General features: G+C 66.6%; 24 protein-coding genes. 2 read left to right on the top strand and 22 right to left on the bottom strand.

Annotation, left to right across the window (positions count from 1 at the left end):
- Window positions 1–46 precede the first annotated feature (46 nt).
- From RLDS_RS29990 to RLDS_RS29965, 7 genes are all read right to left on the bottom strand, one after another.
- On the bottom strand, window positions 47–994 hold the full coding sequence (locus RLDS_RS29990) for a ParB/RepB/Spo0J family partition protein (protein ID WP_021224350.1): 948 nt from the start codon (window positions 992–994) through the stop codon (window positions 47–49).
- Window positions 994–1758: a ParA family protein gene (locus RLDS_RS29985; protein WP_021224349.1), complete on the bottom strand. Its 765-nt coding sequence runs from the start codon at window positions 1756–1758 to the stop codon at window positions 994–996. Before RLDS_RS29985 ends, RLDS_RS29990 begins: the two co-directional genes overlap by 1 nt.
- Before the next feature lie 12 nt (window positions 1759–1770).
- Entirely contained in the window at window positions 1771–1947 is a 177-nt protein-coding gene (locus RLDS_RS56440; protein WP_013039042.1) for a hypothetical protein, read from the bottom strand.
- 191 nt (window positions 1948–2138) lie between these two features.
- A complete protein-coding gene (locus RLDS_RS29980) occupies window positions 2139–2531 on the bottom strand; it encodes a DUF3768 domain-containing protein (protein WP_031297230.1) in 393 nt (130 codons plus the stop codon).
- 307 nt (window positions 2532–2838) lie between these two features.
- Complete coding sequence (locus RLDS_RS29975; protein WP_229742696.1) at window positions 2839–3030, bottom strand: hypothetical protein; 192 nt, start codon at window positions 3028–3030, stop codon at window positions 2839–2841.
- Between the two features lie 248 nt (window positions 3031–3278).
- Window positions 3279–3800: a hypothetical protein gene (locus tag RLDS_RS29970; RefSeq protein WP_021224345.1), complete on the bottom strand. Its 522-nt coding sequence runs from the start codon at window positions 3798–3800 to the stop codon at window positions 3279–3281.
- Window positions 3801–3907: 107 nt separating this feature from the next.
- Window positions 3908–4072, bottom strand: coding sequence for a hypothetical protein (locus RLDS_RS29965; RefSeq protein ID WP_013849896.1), 165 nt, complete (start codon window positions 4070–4072; stop codon window positions 3908–3910).
- Window positions 4073–4377: 305 nt separating this feature from the next.
- Between RLDS_RS29965 and RLDS_RS29960 the strand changes: the two genes are divergently transcribed.
- Window positions 4378–4812, top strand: a complete 435-nt coding sequence (locus RLDS_RS29960; RefSeq protein WP_021224344.1) for a thermonuclease family protein — start codon at window positions 4378–4380, stop codon at window positions 4810–4812.
- 75 nt (window positions 4813–4887) lie between these two features.
- Here the strand turns inward: RLDS_RS29960 and RLDS_RS29955 are convergent, their stop codons facing one another.
- The 14 genes from RLDS_RS29955 to RLDS_RS29895 all read right to left on the bottom strand — a co-directional run bounded on the left by RLDS_RS29955 (window position 4888) and on the right by RLDS_RS29895 (window position 14681).
- On the bottom strand, window positions 4888–5295 hold the full coding sequence (locus RLDS_RS29955; protein WP_021224343.1) for a single-stranded DNA-binding protein: 408 nt from the start codon (window positions 5293–5295) through the stop codon (window positions 4888–4890).
- Window positions 5296–5702: 407 nt separating this feature from the next.
- Window positions 5703–6371, bottom strand: coding sequence for a hypothetical protein (locus RLDS_RS0127450; RefSeq protein ID WP_031297229.1), 669 nt, complete (start codon window positions 6369–6371; stop codon window positions 5703–5705).
- A gap of 112 nt (window positions 6372–6483) precedes the next feature.
- Window positions 6484–7425 carry a DUF2493 domain-containing protein gene (locus RLDS_RS29950; RefSeq protein WP_021224341.1) on the bottom strand — a complete coding sequence of 314 codons (942 nt, stop codon included), beginning with the start codon at window positions 7423–7425 and terminating at the stop codon, window positions 6484–6486.
- A gap of 347 nt (window positions 7426–7772) precedes the next feature.
- A complete protein-coding gene (arsH, locus tag RLDS_RS29945) occupies window positions 7773–8513 on the bottom strand; it encodes an arsenical resistance protein ArsH (RefSeq protein ID WP_007688070.1) in 741 nt (246 codons plus the stop codon).
- Window positions 8513–8944 carry an arsenic resistance N-acetyltransferase ArsN2 gene (gene arsN2 / locus RLDS_RS29940; protein WP_007688071.1) on the bottom strand — a complete coding sequence of 144 codons (432 nt, stop codon included), beginning with the start codon at window positions 8942–8944 and terminating at the stop codon, window positions 8513–8515. Before arsN2 ends, arsH begins: the two co-directional genes overlap by 1 nt.
- Window positions 8941–10008: an ACR3 family arsenite efflux transporter gene (gene arsB / locus RLDS_RS29935; RefSeq protein ID WP_007688072.1), complete on the bottom strand. Its 1068-nt coding sequence runs from the start codon at window positions 10006–10008 to the stop codon at window positions 8941–8943. The genes arsN2 and arsB overlap by 4 nt, the downstream gene beginning before the upstream one ends.
- Entirely contained in the window at window positions 10005–10445 is a 441-nt protein-coding gene (gene arsC / locus RLDS_RS29930; protein ID WP_007688073.1) for an arsenate reductase (glutaredoxin), read from the bottom strand. Before arsC ends, arsB begins: the two co-directional genes overlap by 4 nt.
- Window positions 10442–10978, bottom strand: coding sequence for an arsenate reductase ArsC (locus RLDS_RS29925; RefSeq protein WP_007688074.1), 537 nt, complete (start codon window positions 10976–10978; stop codon window positions 10442–10444). Before RLDS_RS29925 ends, arsC begins: the two co-directional genes overlap by 4 nt.
- A gap of 12 nt (window positions 10979–10990) precedes the next feature.
- Window positions 10991–11329, bottom strand: coding sequence for an ArsR/SmtB family transcription factor (locus RLDS_RS29920; RefSeq protein ID WP_013849891.1), 339 nt, complete (start codon window positions 11327–11329; stop codon window positions 10991–10993).
- A 52-nt stretch (window positions 11330–11381) separates the two neighbouring features.
- Entirely contained in the window at window positions 11382–11651 is a 270-nt protein-coding gene (locus tag RLDS_RS29915; RefSeq protein WP_021224339.1) for a zincin-like metallopeptidase domain-containing protein, read from the bottom strand.
- Window positions 11652–11981: 330 nt separating this feature from the next.
- Entirely contained in the window at window positions 11982–13331 is a 1350-nt protein-coding gene (locus RLDS_RS29910; protein WP_016744716.1) for a dihydrolipoyl dehydrogenase family protein, read from the bottom strand.
- Window positions 13313–14092 (bottom strand): organomercurial lyase, encoded by a 780-nt coding sequence (merB, locus tag RLDS_RS29905; protein ID WP_021224338.1) that lies wholly within the window; start codon window positions 14090–14092, stop codon window positions 13313–13315. Before merB ends, RLDS_RS29910 begins: the two co-directional genes overlap by 19 nt.
- A gap of 12 nt (window positions 14093–14104) precedes the next feature.
- On the bottom strand, window positions 14105–14329 hold the full coding sequence (locus RLDS_RS29900) for a GDCCVxC domain-containing (seleno)protein (RefSeq protein ID WP_021224337.1): 225 nt from the start codon (window positions 14327–14329) through the stop codon (window positions 14105–14107).
- The gene (locus tag RLDS_RS29895; protein WP_021224336.1) at window positions 14322–14681 is read right to left on the bottom strand and encodes a hypothetical protein; all 360 of its coding nucleotides are present in this window, start codon (window positions 14679–14681) and stop codon (window positions 14322–14324) included. The genes RLDS_RS29900 and RLDS_RS29895 overlap by 8 nt, the downstream gene beginning before the upstream one ends.
- Window positions 14682–14755: 74 nt before the next feature.
- Here RLDS_RS29895 and RLDS_RS29890 point away from each other — a divergent pair, with 74 nt between their 5' ends.
- The gene (locus RLDS_RS29890) at window positions 14756–15172 is read left to right on the top strand and encodes a MerR family transcriptional regulator (protein WP_016744720.1); all 417 of its coding nucleotides are present in this window, start codon (window positions 14756–14758) and stop codon (window positions 15170–15172) included.
- A 3-nt stretch (window positions 15173–15175) separates the two neighbouring features.
- Here RLDS_RS29890 and RLDS_RS29885 read toward each other — a convergent pair.
- The coding region (locus tag RLDS_RS29885) for a zincin-like metallopeptidase domain-containing protein (RefSeq protein ID WP_021224335.1) at window positions 15176–15678 on the bottom strand (503 nt) is incomplete at its 5' end.

Genomic DNA, 15678 nt, shown 5'->3' with positions numbered 1-15678 from the left:
GGGCCGCACCCCGAAGGGTACGGCCCAAACCATCGTGCAAGATAAACTACGAACGCGGAGGAGGCGGGTCAGTTGTTGGCAAGGCCTCGCTTCTCTCGCCGGTCGGACCGATCGACGAGGCAGCGACTTCACGCTCGCGGCCATCCTCGAAAATCACCGTGACCAAAGGCGCCAGCGGGAGCCACGCAGGGAAGCCGTCGACCAAGACCGGTAGTCTAGGAGATCGGATCGGCGCGGAGGGTTTGTCCGTGAGGCCCGATCGAACCGGATCGCGGTCGGTGGGGGCCAATGGCTGTGCCACAGGCGCCCGCGGAGGGACCGGCGCCGGGTGCGTCTGCTTGAGTTCGGCGATGAAGCGCGATCCTGCGGCGAGCGTTGCGCCGGCGTCGCCCCAGCTGGCGACATAGGCCTCGACCTCGGCAGGGTAGTCCCTCGCCGTCCGGTGCAGATCATAGAGAAGGCGAATAGGCGCAAACGGCAGGGCCGCCTTGAGATAGGCCGGCATGTCGCCATAGGCGGCATAGAGCGAGACGAACTGCTTGGATCGGCCGAGTGCCGCCGCGATCTCGACCTGGTTCATCCCGCCCTTCAGCATCCGGGCGATCGCATGGGCGAGCTCGACCGACGACAGATTGGCGCGCTGGTCGTTCTCGACGATCTGGTCGGCCAGCAGTTGCACCCCCTCGCCGACCGGCACGACGATCGCGGGGATCGTGGCAAGGCCCGCCAGCTGCGATGCGCGGAAGCGGCGCTCGCCCAGACTTATCCGGTGCATGCCGTTCGCGTCGGGCGGCGTGACCGTGATCGGCTGCAGCACGCCGCGCGACGCGATCGAGGCGGCCAGCTCGGCGAGCGCGTCATCGTCGAAGCTGCGCCGGGGATTGCCGGGGTCGGGCAGGATGCACGCAAGTTCGATATCCTCGACCCGGCGCGCCCGTTCATGGTCGCCGACAAGAAGTCCGAACTCCTCGATGCGCTCGTCGAACTTGCCCATCAGGCGGCCGCGACCTCCTGGCTTGTCATGCGCCGCTCGATCTCGGCGAGCACCGCGCGGATCTCCTCGGCCGCCGCCTTGGCGCCGCTGCCGGTCTCCAGCCATACCGGACGATGATTTTCCGCGGCATGCTTGTAGGTCGGCCGCGCCTTGATGAAGGCCGGGAACATGAGCTTCTCGCCGACCGCATGCGCGAGCTTCACCGCATTCTCCATCTCGCGCCGGTCGAACGGATTGACCATCGAGGGGAGGAGCCCGAGGAAAGCGATCTTGCGACCGGCGCGCGCGGCCTCGGCCTTGCGCAGCGCGGTCAGCAGCATCTTGGCGCATTCGACCGAATCCTCAGCCACCTGCACCGGCGCGATCACGGCGTCGGCCACCGCCATCGCGCTCAAGGTGAGCTCGTCCCACTTCGGCCCCGTGTCGATGACGCAATAGTCGAAATGCGGGCGGAGCGCCGGGAAGCGCCCGATGAAGTCGCGCACATCCTGCGCCGCCTTGACCATCTGCAGGCGGGGATCGGCGCCGAGCACGGTCAGCCCGGCCTGCCCGTCGGCGCACAGGGTAGCGGCAGGATCGAACAGATCGGCGGAAAACCCGCCCTGCCGCTCGGCGCCCAGGCGCCGCGTCGAGCTGCCCTGGGGATCGAGATCGACGAAGGCGACGCGGCGCTCAGGCGGTCCGGCGAGATACCAGGCGAGATGAGTGGCGATGAAGGTCTTGCCGACCCCGCCCTTGAGCAGGCTGACGACGATCGTCTTCATGACCGCGGCACCTCAGCAATAGTCGTCCGGACCATCGCGCAGGTTGCGCTCATAATGATCGCGCGAGGACCAGTCGCCGCCACCGCCAATGCCGGGACCGACATAGCGGAACAGATAGACGGTGAGGGCGAAGCAGCCGAACGCGAAGAGAAACGCGTGATCGGGATGCGCGGCGAAATATGCGGCCATGATAAGTCTCCTTGGAGCCAGTGAAGGGCAAACGAACGGCGCCACTGGCGCCGGCCACGCGCAATCGCGCGGCATCTCAGACCCGCGCCCTCCCCTCCCGCATTTGCGGACGCGGCGTCCGTTGCCCGCATAGTCTGCTCAAGCAGACTTGGGCGGGCCATCCCCCCGGTCGGGGGGATGGCTGCGCCAGATCAATATTCGTCGGCCAGCAGGATGGTGAGCACGCGCGTCGTGACCTCGGGGTTCGCGGCATCCGCCGAGCCATAGGCGAGCTCGAGATCATAATAGTCGATCTTCCAGTAGAGGATCGCATCCTCGAACTCGAAGCGGCCGAAATCATGCTCGCCGATCGGATCGTTGTCGGGCGTGAAGCTGTCATAGTCGCGCACGATCCGGAGGATCTCCGCGCGGCGGCGAAAGCCGCGGAACAGGGCGACGTCGCCGATCAGCGCCGCAACGCCCGCAGTCATCACGATCTGGTTGCGGCCCGGGCTATGGATGGACCGGCGAAGCGCGTCATTGAGTTCGGCGACGCGGGCGATCCGCTCGGCCTGGCTCATCGCATTCGGGGAGGATTGGGACATGAGAACGCTCCTGATCTGTCCGGCCCCGCCCGCCGGGGCCTTCCGACAGGCGTGCCAAGGGCCGGCGGCAGAGCGCGGCCGAGCACCCGCAGGGTCGCAACGGCAGTGGAGAAGCGCGCGGAGCGGGCTTGCACGGGCGCGCGCGCCGGCCAGGCGAGCCGACAGGAGGAAGGTCTTGGCGGGCAGGATCGCGAAGAGATGATCGCGGTGTCCTGATTCTCTGGCTCCGCGGAGAGCCCGGCGCTATCCTCCGCTCATTATGACGAGCAGCGCCACTCTCTTCCGCCTTGCCCCGGCCTGGACCACGTCACTCCTGGCGATGCGGCTGCGCCAAATCCTCGTCCGATCGCAATGCCGCCGCTGCGGCGGGTTGATGCGCGAGGATGTCGATGCCCTTATCGGGCTCCATGGAGCAGGCGCCAGCCTCATAGATCGGCAGGCCCGATGCCGCATGGTCGGCTGCGACGGCGCGGCTTATTATCTCGCGGCGCGCGGCCATGACCGTCCCTGGCACATATTGCTGCACGATGAGCACCTGCGCGCGGGCCTGGCCAACTGCCCTCCAGCGCGCGGCGCGACCGGCCGGGCCATCGTTTGCGCGCAGGGTTGAAAGTGCGAGCAGCCACGGCAGGGATCGTCACCCGAATGGGCTGAGACTTGGCACAAGGCTCAGGGCGAAGCCTAGAGCCCGGTCCGGCCGCGCCGGAGCCGCCATTCTCAGCGCATAGATGCACAGAAATCCGACTTTCAGACGGCAACCGCCCGTCGCAGATTGCCAAGAGCAGAGCACAATTTCTGCGATACCTTACGGAGCTGCTGAAGCCTCTCCGCCGCCTCGCTCTCTTCGATCACGAGCGTCGAACGATCAGCCTGCCGTGCCCGGATCGCGATCACACGAAAGATGGCGGCCCATCGACTGGTCCGTTCGACTGTCAGCTTCGCCTGGCCATGGGCGAGCATCGTGCGCAGCCCTTCCTGGTGCCTAAATTCCGCCAGCAGGCTCGCGACACCCTTTCCCTCCACGGAAAAGGGGCCGCCCTCATTGACGAGTGCAGCAAGGTCATCGAGCCGTTGCCCGACCAAATGCCGTAGCTTCACCGACTGTCCTCGTCCCGGGTGAGCGCTCAGATGCAGCAAAGTCTCGGTAACGGCCACCTCCACCGAGGCGAAGCATTGCAGACAGGCACCGCGCCAGGCGTTCACCTCCTGGGTGACGCGCGCCCACAGGGCATCATCGCCGGCATTCGCTATCTCAGCCTCAATCGTCATTATCGCAGCATAGTCGCGGCATCTGAACAATCGGTTCCCATCTTCGGCGCAAGCCGCGAGCGAAGCGAGGGGAATAACCGGGAGCCGAGCGGCTCCCGGCCGAGCCGTCAGGCAAAGGGATCGAATTCGGTGACGATGGCGACGCTGCCGTCGGCGTCTTCGGCGGTGATGACGCCATAATGCTGCCCGATCGCGATGACGAAGGTGACCACCATGAGGCTGCGCGAGAGGCTGAAGGCGTGGCGGCGAGCGATTGCGATGTCGGTGAACATGTCGAGGCTCCTTTGCGCGCCGGCGGGTTCGTCCCGCTCGACAGGCGCCCGATGTGTCCGGCCGGTGGCCGCGATCACTTTTTTGGCTGGAGGCCCAAAAAGCCGTAGCGAAGCGACCGGACCCCTTGCGGGTTGATCGCAAAGGGCACCGGGTGGACCAAGGATCGCGCCGATTGAGAGCGGGCGAACCCGCCGGCCAGGAGGCCAGGTCCCCGCCGATGTCGCGCCCCGCCCCTTGCCCTGCCTGCCGCTCCATCCAGCGGGGGCCGGATGACAGGCCGCCGCTTGTCGGTTAGCCCCGCCGGATGCTGTTCCCGCTCCTGCTTGCCGCCGCCGTGGTCCCCAATGGTCAGACCTTCGCCTGCACACCGACGCGCGTCTGGGATGGCGATGGCCCGATCTGGTGCCGCGAGGGCACCCATGTGCGGCTCGCCGGCATTGCCGCGCGCGAGATCGACAACAGCTGCCGCCCCGGCCAGCCCTGTCCGAGAGCAAGTGGCCCGGCCGCCCGCGATGCGTTGGTGCGCCTGCTTGGCGGACCGCGCGGCCAGACATCCACCGGGCATATTCGGGTGGCTGGCCCCACCATGCGCTGCGTCTCGACCGGCGAAGCCAAGGGCAACCGGACCGGCGCCTGGTGCAGCGCGCCCGGCATCGGCGATCTCAGCTGCGCGATGATCGCTACCGGCACCGTGCTACGCTGGGAGCGCTATGCCAAGGGGCGATGCCGATCCCGCTGATCCGCTTGGGATCATGCCGCGCCTGAACAGGATAAAAGGCCCGGCGGCGATGCCGCCGGGCCGCCCTGTCCGACCTCAGAAGGGGATTTCATCGTCCTCGGGCTCGTTGCCGCCGCCGCTATTCTCGTTCGACTTGGCGCGAGTGAGGAAGGTAACCTCGTCGGCGATGATCTCGACGCCGTAGCGTTCGATGTTCTCGCTGTCGGTCCAGCGGGTGTAGTGGATACGGCCCCGGACCATGACCTTCATGCCCTTGTCGACATATTGCTCGACCGTCTTGCCGACGCCGTTGAAGCAGGTGATCCGGTGCCATTCGGTGTCCTCGAGGCGGTGATTTTTGTCGTCGCGCAGGATCTTGCCGTTGCTGTCGCGCTTCGGGCGCGAGGTGGCGAGGCTGAAATGGGTGATGCGGGTGCCGCCCTGGGTGGTGCGGGTTTCCGGCGTGCCACCGACATTGCCGGCGAGGATGACGAGGTTCTGCATGGTCTGGGTTCCTTCGATGTGGGTCCAAGGGACTGTCCCTTCGACTGATCCCCGGCCAAGGCGGACAGGACGGCCCATCCACCGGCAGCGCAGCGCCGGGGAACCCCGAGACAAGGGGTGGTGCGGGCAGCCGTGGCACACGGCAACTCGGCCCGATGGCTCGCGGGTTGGATGGGTCGGACGGCCGGCTTAGGGGTCAGATGAGGAGAAGGACGGTGCGTCGCTTGGCCCATGACCGGAGCCCACCCATCGAAGCCGCCGATATTGCCGGCTTTGCTGAGCTCGCCGGTCCGGCATCTCGCGGACCTTACGCGCGTGCCTTATCTGCCCGTCCCTTGAGCCGCGGGACGGGATTGTAGATCCTTCGCATGGCCACTCGTGGGCTCGACACGACGTCCGTTGCACGATCACGCGGAGGGGGAAGAGGAGGTGGGCAAGGTGGCGGCGCCTGGCATGGCTGGGCTCAGGCAGGCCGCCACGGCATCGAGGAGCTGCGTGGTCTCGCAAAGCACGGCGCCGATGTCGCAGGCATAGCCACCTGCCACCAGCGCGTCGATCCGATGCACGGCATAGGCCGGGCCGAGGTTCTTGATGAAATCGGCCAGGGGACGACCGGGCGCCGGCAGGCCTAGCTGCCGCGCCTCGTCGAGGGCGCGGACAAGGTCATGACGGGGATCGCGGGCCAGCGCATCGTCCGTCCAGCCATGACCCAAAAGATGCGCCTTCAAACCCAGTTCGCAGGAGATCGCGAGCAAGTGCAGTGCCGGCGCGGGCGCAATAGGCGCGCCAATCTGCGCGCCGCGATGAAATTCGCGCGCACGATCGAGAAACACCGCTGCAAGCACCGGGTCGCCGGGCGCCGCCAATCTTTCGATCGCGCGCCAGCGGCGCGGCGTCGGCTGGCCGAGCCAGGAAGGACCGGCCTGGTTGCGCAGATGTCGTAAGTGAGCGCCATCGGCTTCGTCCACATCGCGGCCCGTCGACCATAACGACAGCAGCTTCGCCTTCCAGTGGCGGCCATGCACAGCGCGGAATGCAAGGAGCACGCACGCACTGGCGCGATCGGGCATGAACATGATGCGGAACCTCCAAAGGGAACAAGGGACGCGTCCGCCCCGCCCCCTCCCCTCCGGCACCGGAATCCGCGAGATTGAGAAAAGCCGGCCGCCGAAGCGGCCGGCACGGCGGTCAGCCGCGGGATAAAGCCGCCGGCGGCGTTCCGAGCGGTCCGCGGCGATCGACGACATGGATGCCGCGCGCCTTGGCCTCGATCACCAGCCGTTCGGTGACACCGTTGCCCTGGAAGGCGATGACGTAGCGCGGCTTGACCGAGAGCATCTGCTCGTTGCGCCGAAAGCCGGCACGATCGCCAAGCTTGCGATCAAGTCCGAACCGCAGCTGCTGGATGCCGTTCTGCTCGGCCCAGGATGCTGCAAGACGCTCGATGCCCTTCATGTCGCCGCCATGGACGAGATACATGTCGCCCACACGTTCGCGCACGGCCTTGAGGGTCCGCAGCAGATTGTCGGCAAACTGCTTGGCCTCGTCGTCGCTGGCGAAGCGAAGGCGCCCGCCGGCGAAGACCACGGGCGTGCCATGGACCATATTGGCATCGCGCACCCGTTCGCGCCGCGCCTGCAAATAGGCCCGGCCATCGACGATCGCAGCGGTCGTGCCGAGCGAGATGCGGTTGCCGGTCGCGGGCACCCAGGAGCGGCCGGTCTCGTGCAGATAGTGACGCGCCGCGGTGTCGCGCATCCCCTCATAGGCCTGGGCGGACTGCTCGACCTTGCGGGCGAGATCGATCTTGTCCTCGAGGTCGGCGGTCGCGATCTCCGACCCGTCCTGCTCGGCGAGCAGGAGCCGGATCTCGTCGGTCAGGCGATCGATCAGCTGATGCTTCTTGGCGGCCGCGCGGTGGAAGAGATTGACGAAGCCCCAGCCCAGATCCTCGATGTCGCGTTCGAGCGCGGTGAAGGGGAAGAGCGCGAAGAGATCGCTCCAGATGGCGCTGACGGTCTGTTCGAGCGCTTCGGCCGGTGGCGGCGCTTCCATCGAGCGTTGGTCGCCCATCAGGTCGAGATGGCCGAGTTCGAGTGCTTGGAGCACTGCTGAAAGGGAGCTGGTCATGAGGGATTGCCTTTCCGTGTCGCAGGGCCGGCGGCCTTCCCGCCGGATGCGCACCCTCCGGGCCATCGAAAAAGCGGCGGCGGCACCGCCGGGCAACGCCCAAGGGGAACCCGATAAGGTCCGGGTGGTGCGGGCAGGCGCGCCTCGGCGCGCCAACACGGCCGGAGCGTTCGGGTTGCCGCCGCCAGCGCGATGGCCCATGTGCCGCATCCTCTGGCGAAAGGCGCGAAGGCCCTGTCGCGTCAGGCATTCATGACGCAGAGGACCTTAAGAAGGGCACCCGCAACCCGATCTCCCGATACGCACAGGACGGCATGAAAGCGCGTCGCATCGGAAGAGCCCGGCCGTCAGGCCTTCGACCGTGAGGCCAGATCTTGGGCCGCGTCGCGCTTGGCGGCTGCCGCCTTGCGTTCCGAATAGCGGTCCACGAGTTGATCGGCATGGCGACGTGTCAGCACCGTGAAGCGCACCAGCTCCTCCATGACGTCGACGATCCGGTCATAATAGCTTGAGGCACTGAGACGGCCGTCCTCGTCGAACTCCTTGAACGCCATAGCAATGCTCGACTGGTTGGGGATGGTGAACATGCGCATCCACCGCCCGAGCAGCCGCAACGTGTTGACCGCGTTGAACGACTGCGATCCGCCCGAAACCTGCATGACGGCCAGGGTCCGGCCCTGGGTCGGACGCATGCCGCCGAATTCGAGCGGCAAATGGTCGATCTGCGCTTTCATGATGCCGGTGATCTGGCCGTGCCGTTCGGGACTGCACCAGACCATGCCCTCGGACCAAAGCGCATGCTCGCGAAGCTCATGCACCGCCGGGTGATCATCGTCCTTGATCTGGTCGGGGAGCGGGAGATCGGCCGGATCGAAGATCCGCACTTCGGCGCCGAAGAGGATGAGCAGCCGGGCCGCTTCCTCGACCGCGAAGCGACTGAACGACCGCTCGCGCAGCGAGCCGTAGAGGAGGAGGATGCGAGGTTTCGGCTCAAGCGCGCCGAGCCCGGCGGCGAGATCGGGCCGGATCATTGCACGGTCCAGCGCGGGCATGTGATCGGGTTCGGGAAGGATACGAAGACGCGACATCAGGCAATCCATTTGTACAAAAGGGCGGCGCTCGCCGGGCATAGCGATCGGAACTCGGCCGATTGCGCGATGACGGCAGGAACGTCGGTCCGTTCGGCTGTTTCATAGCCGTGACGGCGAAAGAAAGGCTCGGCGGTCGTGGTGAGCAGGTACAGGCTAGTCGCGCCCTCATCAGCTGCAGCGCGTTCGACTGCCGTGAGAATGGCACCGCCCAATCCGCATCCGCGCCGATCGGCCTTCACGACCAGCGAGCGCAGCAGGCGGTCGGAGCCGTCGCCTTCGATCCCGCCATAGCCGACAAGGCCAACATCATCCTCGAACCGAAAGAAGCGGCGTCCCGCCTCGGCGAGATCACTGGCAGGCAGACCCGCCGCGCTCAGCTCCGCCATCAGGTCGGAAAGCGACCTGGAATCCAGCAGTGTAGCGATCATGCAGGAACGCGTTGCTCGTACCAGGGCCGCGTCTTCTTGACGATGCTGACGACAGACAGCATTACCGGCACCTCGACCAGCACGCCCACCACGGTCGCGAGCGCGGCCCCGGAATTGAGGCCGAACAGGCTGATCGCGGCTGCAACCGCGAGCTCGAAGAAATTGGACGCGCCGATCAGCGCGGCCGGAGCGGCGACGCACCAGGCCACGCCGAAGCGCCGGCTGAGCCAATAGGCCAGGCCCGCATTGAAGTAGACCTGGATGAGGATGGGAATGGCAATCAGTGCGATGACCAGCGGATGAGCCAGGATCGCCGGGCCCTGGAAGCCGAACAGGAGGACGAGCGTCGTCAGCAGCGCAACCAGCGACACCGGCCCAAGCGTTGCCAGCAGCCGATCGAGCGCCGGCTGCCCGCCTGACGATAGCAACGCCCGACGAATGATCTGCGCGACGATGACGGGCACGACGATATAGAGCAGGACCGAGATGAGCAGCGTGTCCCAGGGCACTGTGATCGAGGCGACCCCGAGCAGCAGTCCGACCAGCGGTGCGAAGGCGAAGACCATGATCACGTCGTTGAGCGCCACCTGGCTCAGCGTATAGGTCGGCTCGCCGTCGCACAGGTTCGACCAGACGAACACCATCGCCGTGCAGGGGGCGGCGGCGAGCAGGATGAGCCCGGCGATATAGGCGTTGATCTCGCCCTGCGGCAGCAGCGGCCGGAAGAGCCATCCCAGGAACAGCGTGCCGAGCAGCGCCATTGAAAAGGGCTTCACCGCCCAGTTGATGAAGAGGGTGACGCCGACGCCCTTCCAGTGTTGGCGAACCGACCCCAACGCGCCGAGGTCGATCTTGAGCAGCATGGGGACGATCATCAGCCAGATCAGCACAGCCACGACCAGGTTCACGCGCGCGATCTCAGCCGATGCGATGGCTGCGAACAGATTCGGCAGCGAATAGCCGAGCGCGATGCCGACAGCGATGCAGAGCGCCACCCAGACGCTCAAATAGCGTTCGAAGCTGTTGATCGCCGGCTTGGGTCGTGCCGCAACGGTCGCGTTCACGCCCCGATCCTCTTGCCGGCGGCGTCGATGACCTGCTCGCCATCTTCCTTGGTGAAAGCCCCGCGCTGGGCGGACGGGAGAAGATCGAGCACCTCTTCCGATGGACGGCAGAGTTTCACGCCGAGCGGCGACACAACGATTGGCCGGTTGATGAGGATCGGATGTTCGATCATCGCATCAATGAGCTGGTCATCGCTGAGCGTCGGATCGGCAAGACCCAGCTCGGCGAAGGGCGTGCCCTTCTCGCGGAGCAACTGGCGTGCGCTGATGCCCATGCGGGCGATGAGCGAAACCAGGCGCGGGCGGTTGGGCGGCGTCTTGAGATATTCGATCACATGCGGCTCGATCCCGGCGTTGCGGATCATCGCCAGCGTGTTGCGCGACGTCCCACACTCGGGATTGTGATAGATGACGATATCGATTGCGGCATTGCTCATGCGCTGGGTGCCTTTTCGCTTGGGAGGTCGGCGCGGCCCTGTTCCTTGCCGATCCGGTTCAGCCGGTTCTGTAGACTCATCTTGTCGAGGCCTTCGAACGGCAGGTTGGTGAACAGCGAGATGCGATTGAACAGCATCCTGTAAGTATCGAAGAAGGCCGCGTGCTGCACCGTTTCGCTGTCCTCGATAGCGGCCGGATCGGGCACCCCCCAATTGGCGGTCAGCGGCTGCCCCGGCCAAACCGGGCAAAGCTCATTGGCGGCATTGTCGCAAACGGTGAACACGAAATCCAAGGACGGCGCATCGGGGCCGGAAAACTCTTCCCAGCTCTTCGAGCGGAACCGGCTTGCGTCGTAGTTCAGCTTCTCCAAGAGATGAATGGTGAACGGATGGACCTCGCCCTTGGGCTGGCTGCCGGCGCTGAACGATTTGAAACGGCCTAGCCCCTCACGGCTGAGGATCGCCTCGGCCATGATGGAACGGGCGGAATTGCCCGTGCAAAGAAACAGTACGTTCAACAGGCGATCCGTCATGTTGATGTCCTTTCAGGCAGCACGACAGGCAAGCAGTTCATCCGCAAGTGGATGGCAGAGCTCGGCCCGGCCACCACAGCAGTCCTTGACGAGGAACAGCATCACGGAGCGTAGCGCATCGAGATCGGCGCGGTAGTTGATGATCCGGCTGCGCCGCTCGGATGTGACCAGGCCGGCACGCGCCAGGGTCGCCAAATGCACCGACATCGTGTTCTGCGGGACATCCAGCGCCTTGGCGACCTCGCCGGCGGGAAGGCCTTCGGGTTCGTGACGCACCAGAAGGCGGAAGGCGTCGAGGCGCGTGGCTTGGGCAAGCGCGCCCAACGCGACGATGACAGATTCGTTATCCATATATCCACGATAGCGGATATATGGATATAGTGCAATCGGCGACATGGCGAGATCAAGCAGCCGCCTGCTCGTCCAGATCATCCTCGCAAGCGAGATCGGTTGCCCGCAGCAGAAACCCGGCGGCTTCCTCGGCTCGCGCAGCCGCCGTCAGCAATGCGCGATTATCCTTGCGCAAAATGGCGAGCCAGGATCCGATATAAGCCGCGTGGTCGTCGAGATGGGTGGTTGGGAGACCCACATCGGCGCCAACCAGCGCTGCTGTCAGTTCCGCGACATATCCTGACAGTCCAGCCCAAAATGGCGGTTGGAAGGTGAAAACCATCGGTTGCCTCCAGCACTGCCCAAAAGCCCCATGGCCTCCCCCGAGGCGGGGGTGGGCGGCGAGAGCGACCGGAGAGGCCTGCTGAAGCGGCGGGCTGCACCCGCAGGGGCGAAATGAAATGGAGCAGCCCGGCGAAGCCGAGGCTTGCAGCGCGCCGCGGCGGGCCTAGCAGGGAGCGCCGACCACTCCCGCATCGAGGGAGAGGCCAAAAAATCGGAGCCGCCGCGCAAGCGGCGTCCGCTTAATGGCGGGCGACAGCCCGCATCGACATGCATCGCGAAGCGGCCGATCGCGCGAGGGATCGGCCGCCATGGCAGTGGCGCTCGTGCGTTAAGTCAGCATGTAGCCGACGTCGGAGGCGCCGGTCGGATAGGCGAACATGGTGGAGCGAAGATCGGCCGCGGTGAGGCCGTGGCGGATTGCCAGACCGAAAACGTTGATTACCTCGTCGGCGTTCGGCCCCACGAGATGCGCGCCGAGGATGAGGTCCGTGTCCTCGTCGATCAGCAGCTTATGGCCGTAGACCGGCTCGGCGAGGCGGCGGGCGGTGAACCAGTCTGGCGTCGAGGCTGCGTTGACCCGGAGCGCGACGCCGCCGCGGCGCGCCGCCTCCTCTGACAGTCCGACGGCGGCGATCGGCGGCAGAGTGAAGGCCACGCTCGGCACGCCGCGATAGTCCGGCTGGTGCGTCGGGCCATCCAGGAGGTTGGCGGCAACTACCTTGGCATCGTGGCTGGACACCGGCGTCAGCCGCGGCCCGACTCCGGCAGCGTCGCCGGCGGCATAGACCCGCGGGTTGGAAATGCTCCGCAGATGCGCGTCGAGCTGCAGGCGCCCGTCCTGCACCGCCACCTCGCCGGCGGACAGGTCGAGCGCCTTGAGGTCAGGACCGCGCCCGGCGGCATGAACGACGAGATCGGCGGCGACGCTGAGATCAGGCTCGCCCTGGCGCTCGGCGTGGACCAGCAGACCGCTCCCGCTGCGCTCGACCCGGGTAACGGTGGCACCGGTCTCGACGCGGATGCCGAGCGCCTCGAACCGGGGCGTCAGCCAGCCCACCAGGTCGGGATCGAAGTGCGGCAGGAGCCGCTCGGCCCGCTGTAGGATGGTGACCTCTGCGCCCGCTCGGGCCGCCAGATGCGAGAACTCCGCAGCGACATAGCCGCCGCCGATCAGCACGATCCGGCGCGGCAGGGCCTGAAGCTCCAGGAACGCATCGCTTGTGCTCACCAGATCTTCGCCCGGAATGCCGAGCGGGACTGGACGCGCGCCGCTGGCGATCAGGATATGGCGGGCCCGCAATGTCCGGCCTTCCACCACGATCGTGTCTGGGCCGGCAAAGCGAGCAACACCGTGTAATGCGTCGACACCGAGCTCGGCGTAGCGGTGCGCCTGCTTGGCGGGGATCGGATCGGTGAAGGTCCGCTTGAACGCCATCAGGTCGGGCCAGTCGATCGCCAGCGTGCCGTCGACGCCATGTCTGGCCATGCGCCTTGCCGCGTCGATCGCTTCCTCGCCGCTGACCAGCATCCTCTTGGGATCGCAGCCACGCAGCGCACAGGTGCCGCCGAACGGACGGTGATCGATGACGGCGACGGACCATCCAGCGGCACGGACCCGGCCGACCGCGACCTGCGCTGCCGTGCCACTGCCGATGACGATCAGGTCGTAGGAAGCCATGGTCGCATCTCCATCCGCATCGGCGCAAAAATCGCGCGCCCAACCTCGAGCGCTTCGGCCAGGCACAGACGAATGCCGTCATCGGCTCCGACCGGACCGCTCGCGCACCAGGCCGCCAGATGATCGTCATCGCAGAAGAAGGCCTGCAAGGTGCAGAGCGACGATGCCGCGCAGCCACTGGCATAGCGACGGCCGGACCAGACGACGATCGCGCCCGGCTCAACCTCTTCCAGCTCGCGGCCGCGGCTGGGGGTATGGATGGCGAGCGTGCGCCGGCACTGGCGGCAGGCCGAGCGGATCATGCAGTCCCGCTCCAGCATGGCGCCGATCCCCAACGCGTCGATGGCGCACATGGCGCTCATGGTCACTCCGCTGACTTCGACTTGATGTTCGCTGGGGCCGTCGGTGAACGGATAGGCGCCGGTCACCCGGCCCGCGCCGTCGAGGACCACGAGATCGCGCCCGGCGAGCCGCTGCAGGGCCGAGCCGACCTCGCCGGAGGGGAGTCCCGATGCGGCGGCGATCTGTGCCGGCACCGGCGAGCGACCATCGGCAGCATAGGCTTGAAGCACGGCGCGCCGGACCCGCTCCTCGACGCCGTCCATCCCGCGCCACTTCGAACCGATGAACGCCGCGAACAGTGCCGTCAGGGCTGCGCGGGCGCTGGGTGTTGTGACTGCGCTCCAGTCCGGGACAACGGCACCGCCGGGAAATGTAACCGTCGATCCAAAGGCGGCTTCAGCGGATGATGCGCGCGCCATCGCCCGCCCTCCTCAGCCGCAGCACGCCTTGCCGCCGCTCTCCTGGATCGGCGGACAGGGCACGTCGCCGTAGGAGCAATAGACGCAGCAATCGCCCGGCTTGGGCTTGAGGACCGCGCCGCAACCCCGGCAGTCGTAGAAATACTGGCAGGCATTGGTCGGCATGGTCTCCGTCGCCCGATGACCGCAGTGGGGACAGGTCAGCGTCGAGCGCAGCTCGGGGGTGGCATCAGACATAGCGATAGCCTGCCCAGAGCAGGGCCGCACCGAGCAGCAATCCGATGAGCGTGAGAACACGCATCCAGCGCGGCGTGCATATGCCGCCCGGCCCACAGCGCGCCGCCGTAACTTGCTGGCGCAACAGCAGCGCCGCGCCGGCAAGCAGGCACAATGCGCCAATGAGGAGAAGCGGCGTGCGATACGGCGCGGCGACAATGGCCACGCCGCCGAGCCAAGCTGCGCCGATCCCGGCGGATGCGAAGAGGATCGGCAGCGCACAGCAGGCGGCGACGCCGAACGCCGCAGCGATCCCCGCCAGCGTGAGCGTGGCGGTGCCGATCCCCTTAGGCGGGCTTGGCGTCTGGGTCACGGGCGACTCCTTGTGGCGGGCATTGAGCTGTCCTAACATCTGTAGCGACTACAGACTCAAGAGGTATTTTGGGGATGGCCGCAACCGGCGCGATCCAGATCGGCGAACTCTCACGCCGCACCGGATGCAACATCGAGACGATCCGCTATTACGAGCGGATCGGGCTGCTGCCCGCTCCGCCGCGGCGGGGCCGCTACCGCAGCTATGGCCGGGAGGACGTGGCTCGCCTGGGCTTCGTGCGCCGCGCGAGGGAGCTGGGCTTTACCCTGGACGAGGTACGCGCCTTGCTCGGACTCGCGGTTGGCGGTCAGGCCTCCTGCGCCGAGGTGCGCGAGCTCGCGGCGTCGCACCTGAAGGACGTACGCGCGCGGATCGCGGACCTCAAGCGGATGGAACGGGTTCTGGCCGACTCGGTGCGCGCCTGCGATGCCGGTCGGGATCCGGGCTGTCCGCTGCTCGACACACTTGGCGCCGAAGTGCGGGTCGCGTGAGCATTACGGCTGTCGGGCGTGCATCCAGTCGGCTGCCGCCTGCGCCTTGCTCGCCGCGGTGAAGATCGCCCGAGGCTCGTCCTTGAGCAGTTGCAGCCAGGAGGCGATGTAGGCCGCATGATCGGGTCGCGGTTCGTGCGCGATCCCAAGATCGGCGAGCAGGAACGATGCGGTCAGTTCGGCGGTCGCTTCCTCCATGGCGAGCGCGTGCCTGGTCCACTTGGCGCTGAAATCCCGGTCAAGCCGATGGGCTGCGCCACTGGCATGAGCCGCTTCGTGAATGTGGGTGGCGTAGAAGCCGTGGGCATCGTGGAAGGCGCTGAAATCCGGCATGTGAATGCGGTCTTCGGCGATATGATAATAGGCGCTGGCCGAGCCGTAGACAGTATCGATGCCGAGCGCGGCGATGAAGGCTTCGGCGGCGGCGAGGCGTTCGCTCTCAGGCAGGTCCGGCGCCGGTTCGGGCGCGTAGCCATCGACCTGATCGGCGTTGAACAGGCTGAACG

Origin of the sequence: Sphingobium lactosutens DS20 (assembly GCF_000445105.1) — a bacterium.
In the GTDB taxonomy this organism is placed as follows: domain Bacteria; phylum Pseudomonadota; class Alphaproteobacteria; order Sphingomonadales; family Sphingomonadaceae; genus Sphingobium; species Sphingobium lactosutens.
Note: the sequence above shows the minus strand (reverse complement) of the source record. Positions and strands in the feature narration are given on the sequence as shown.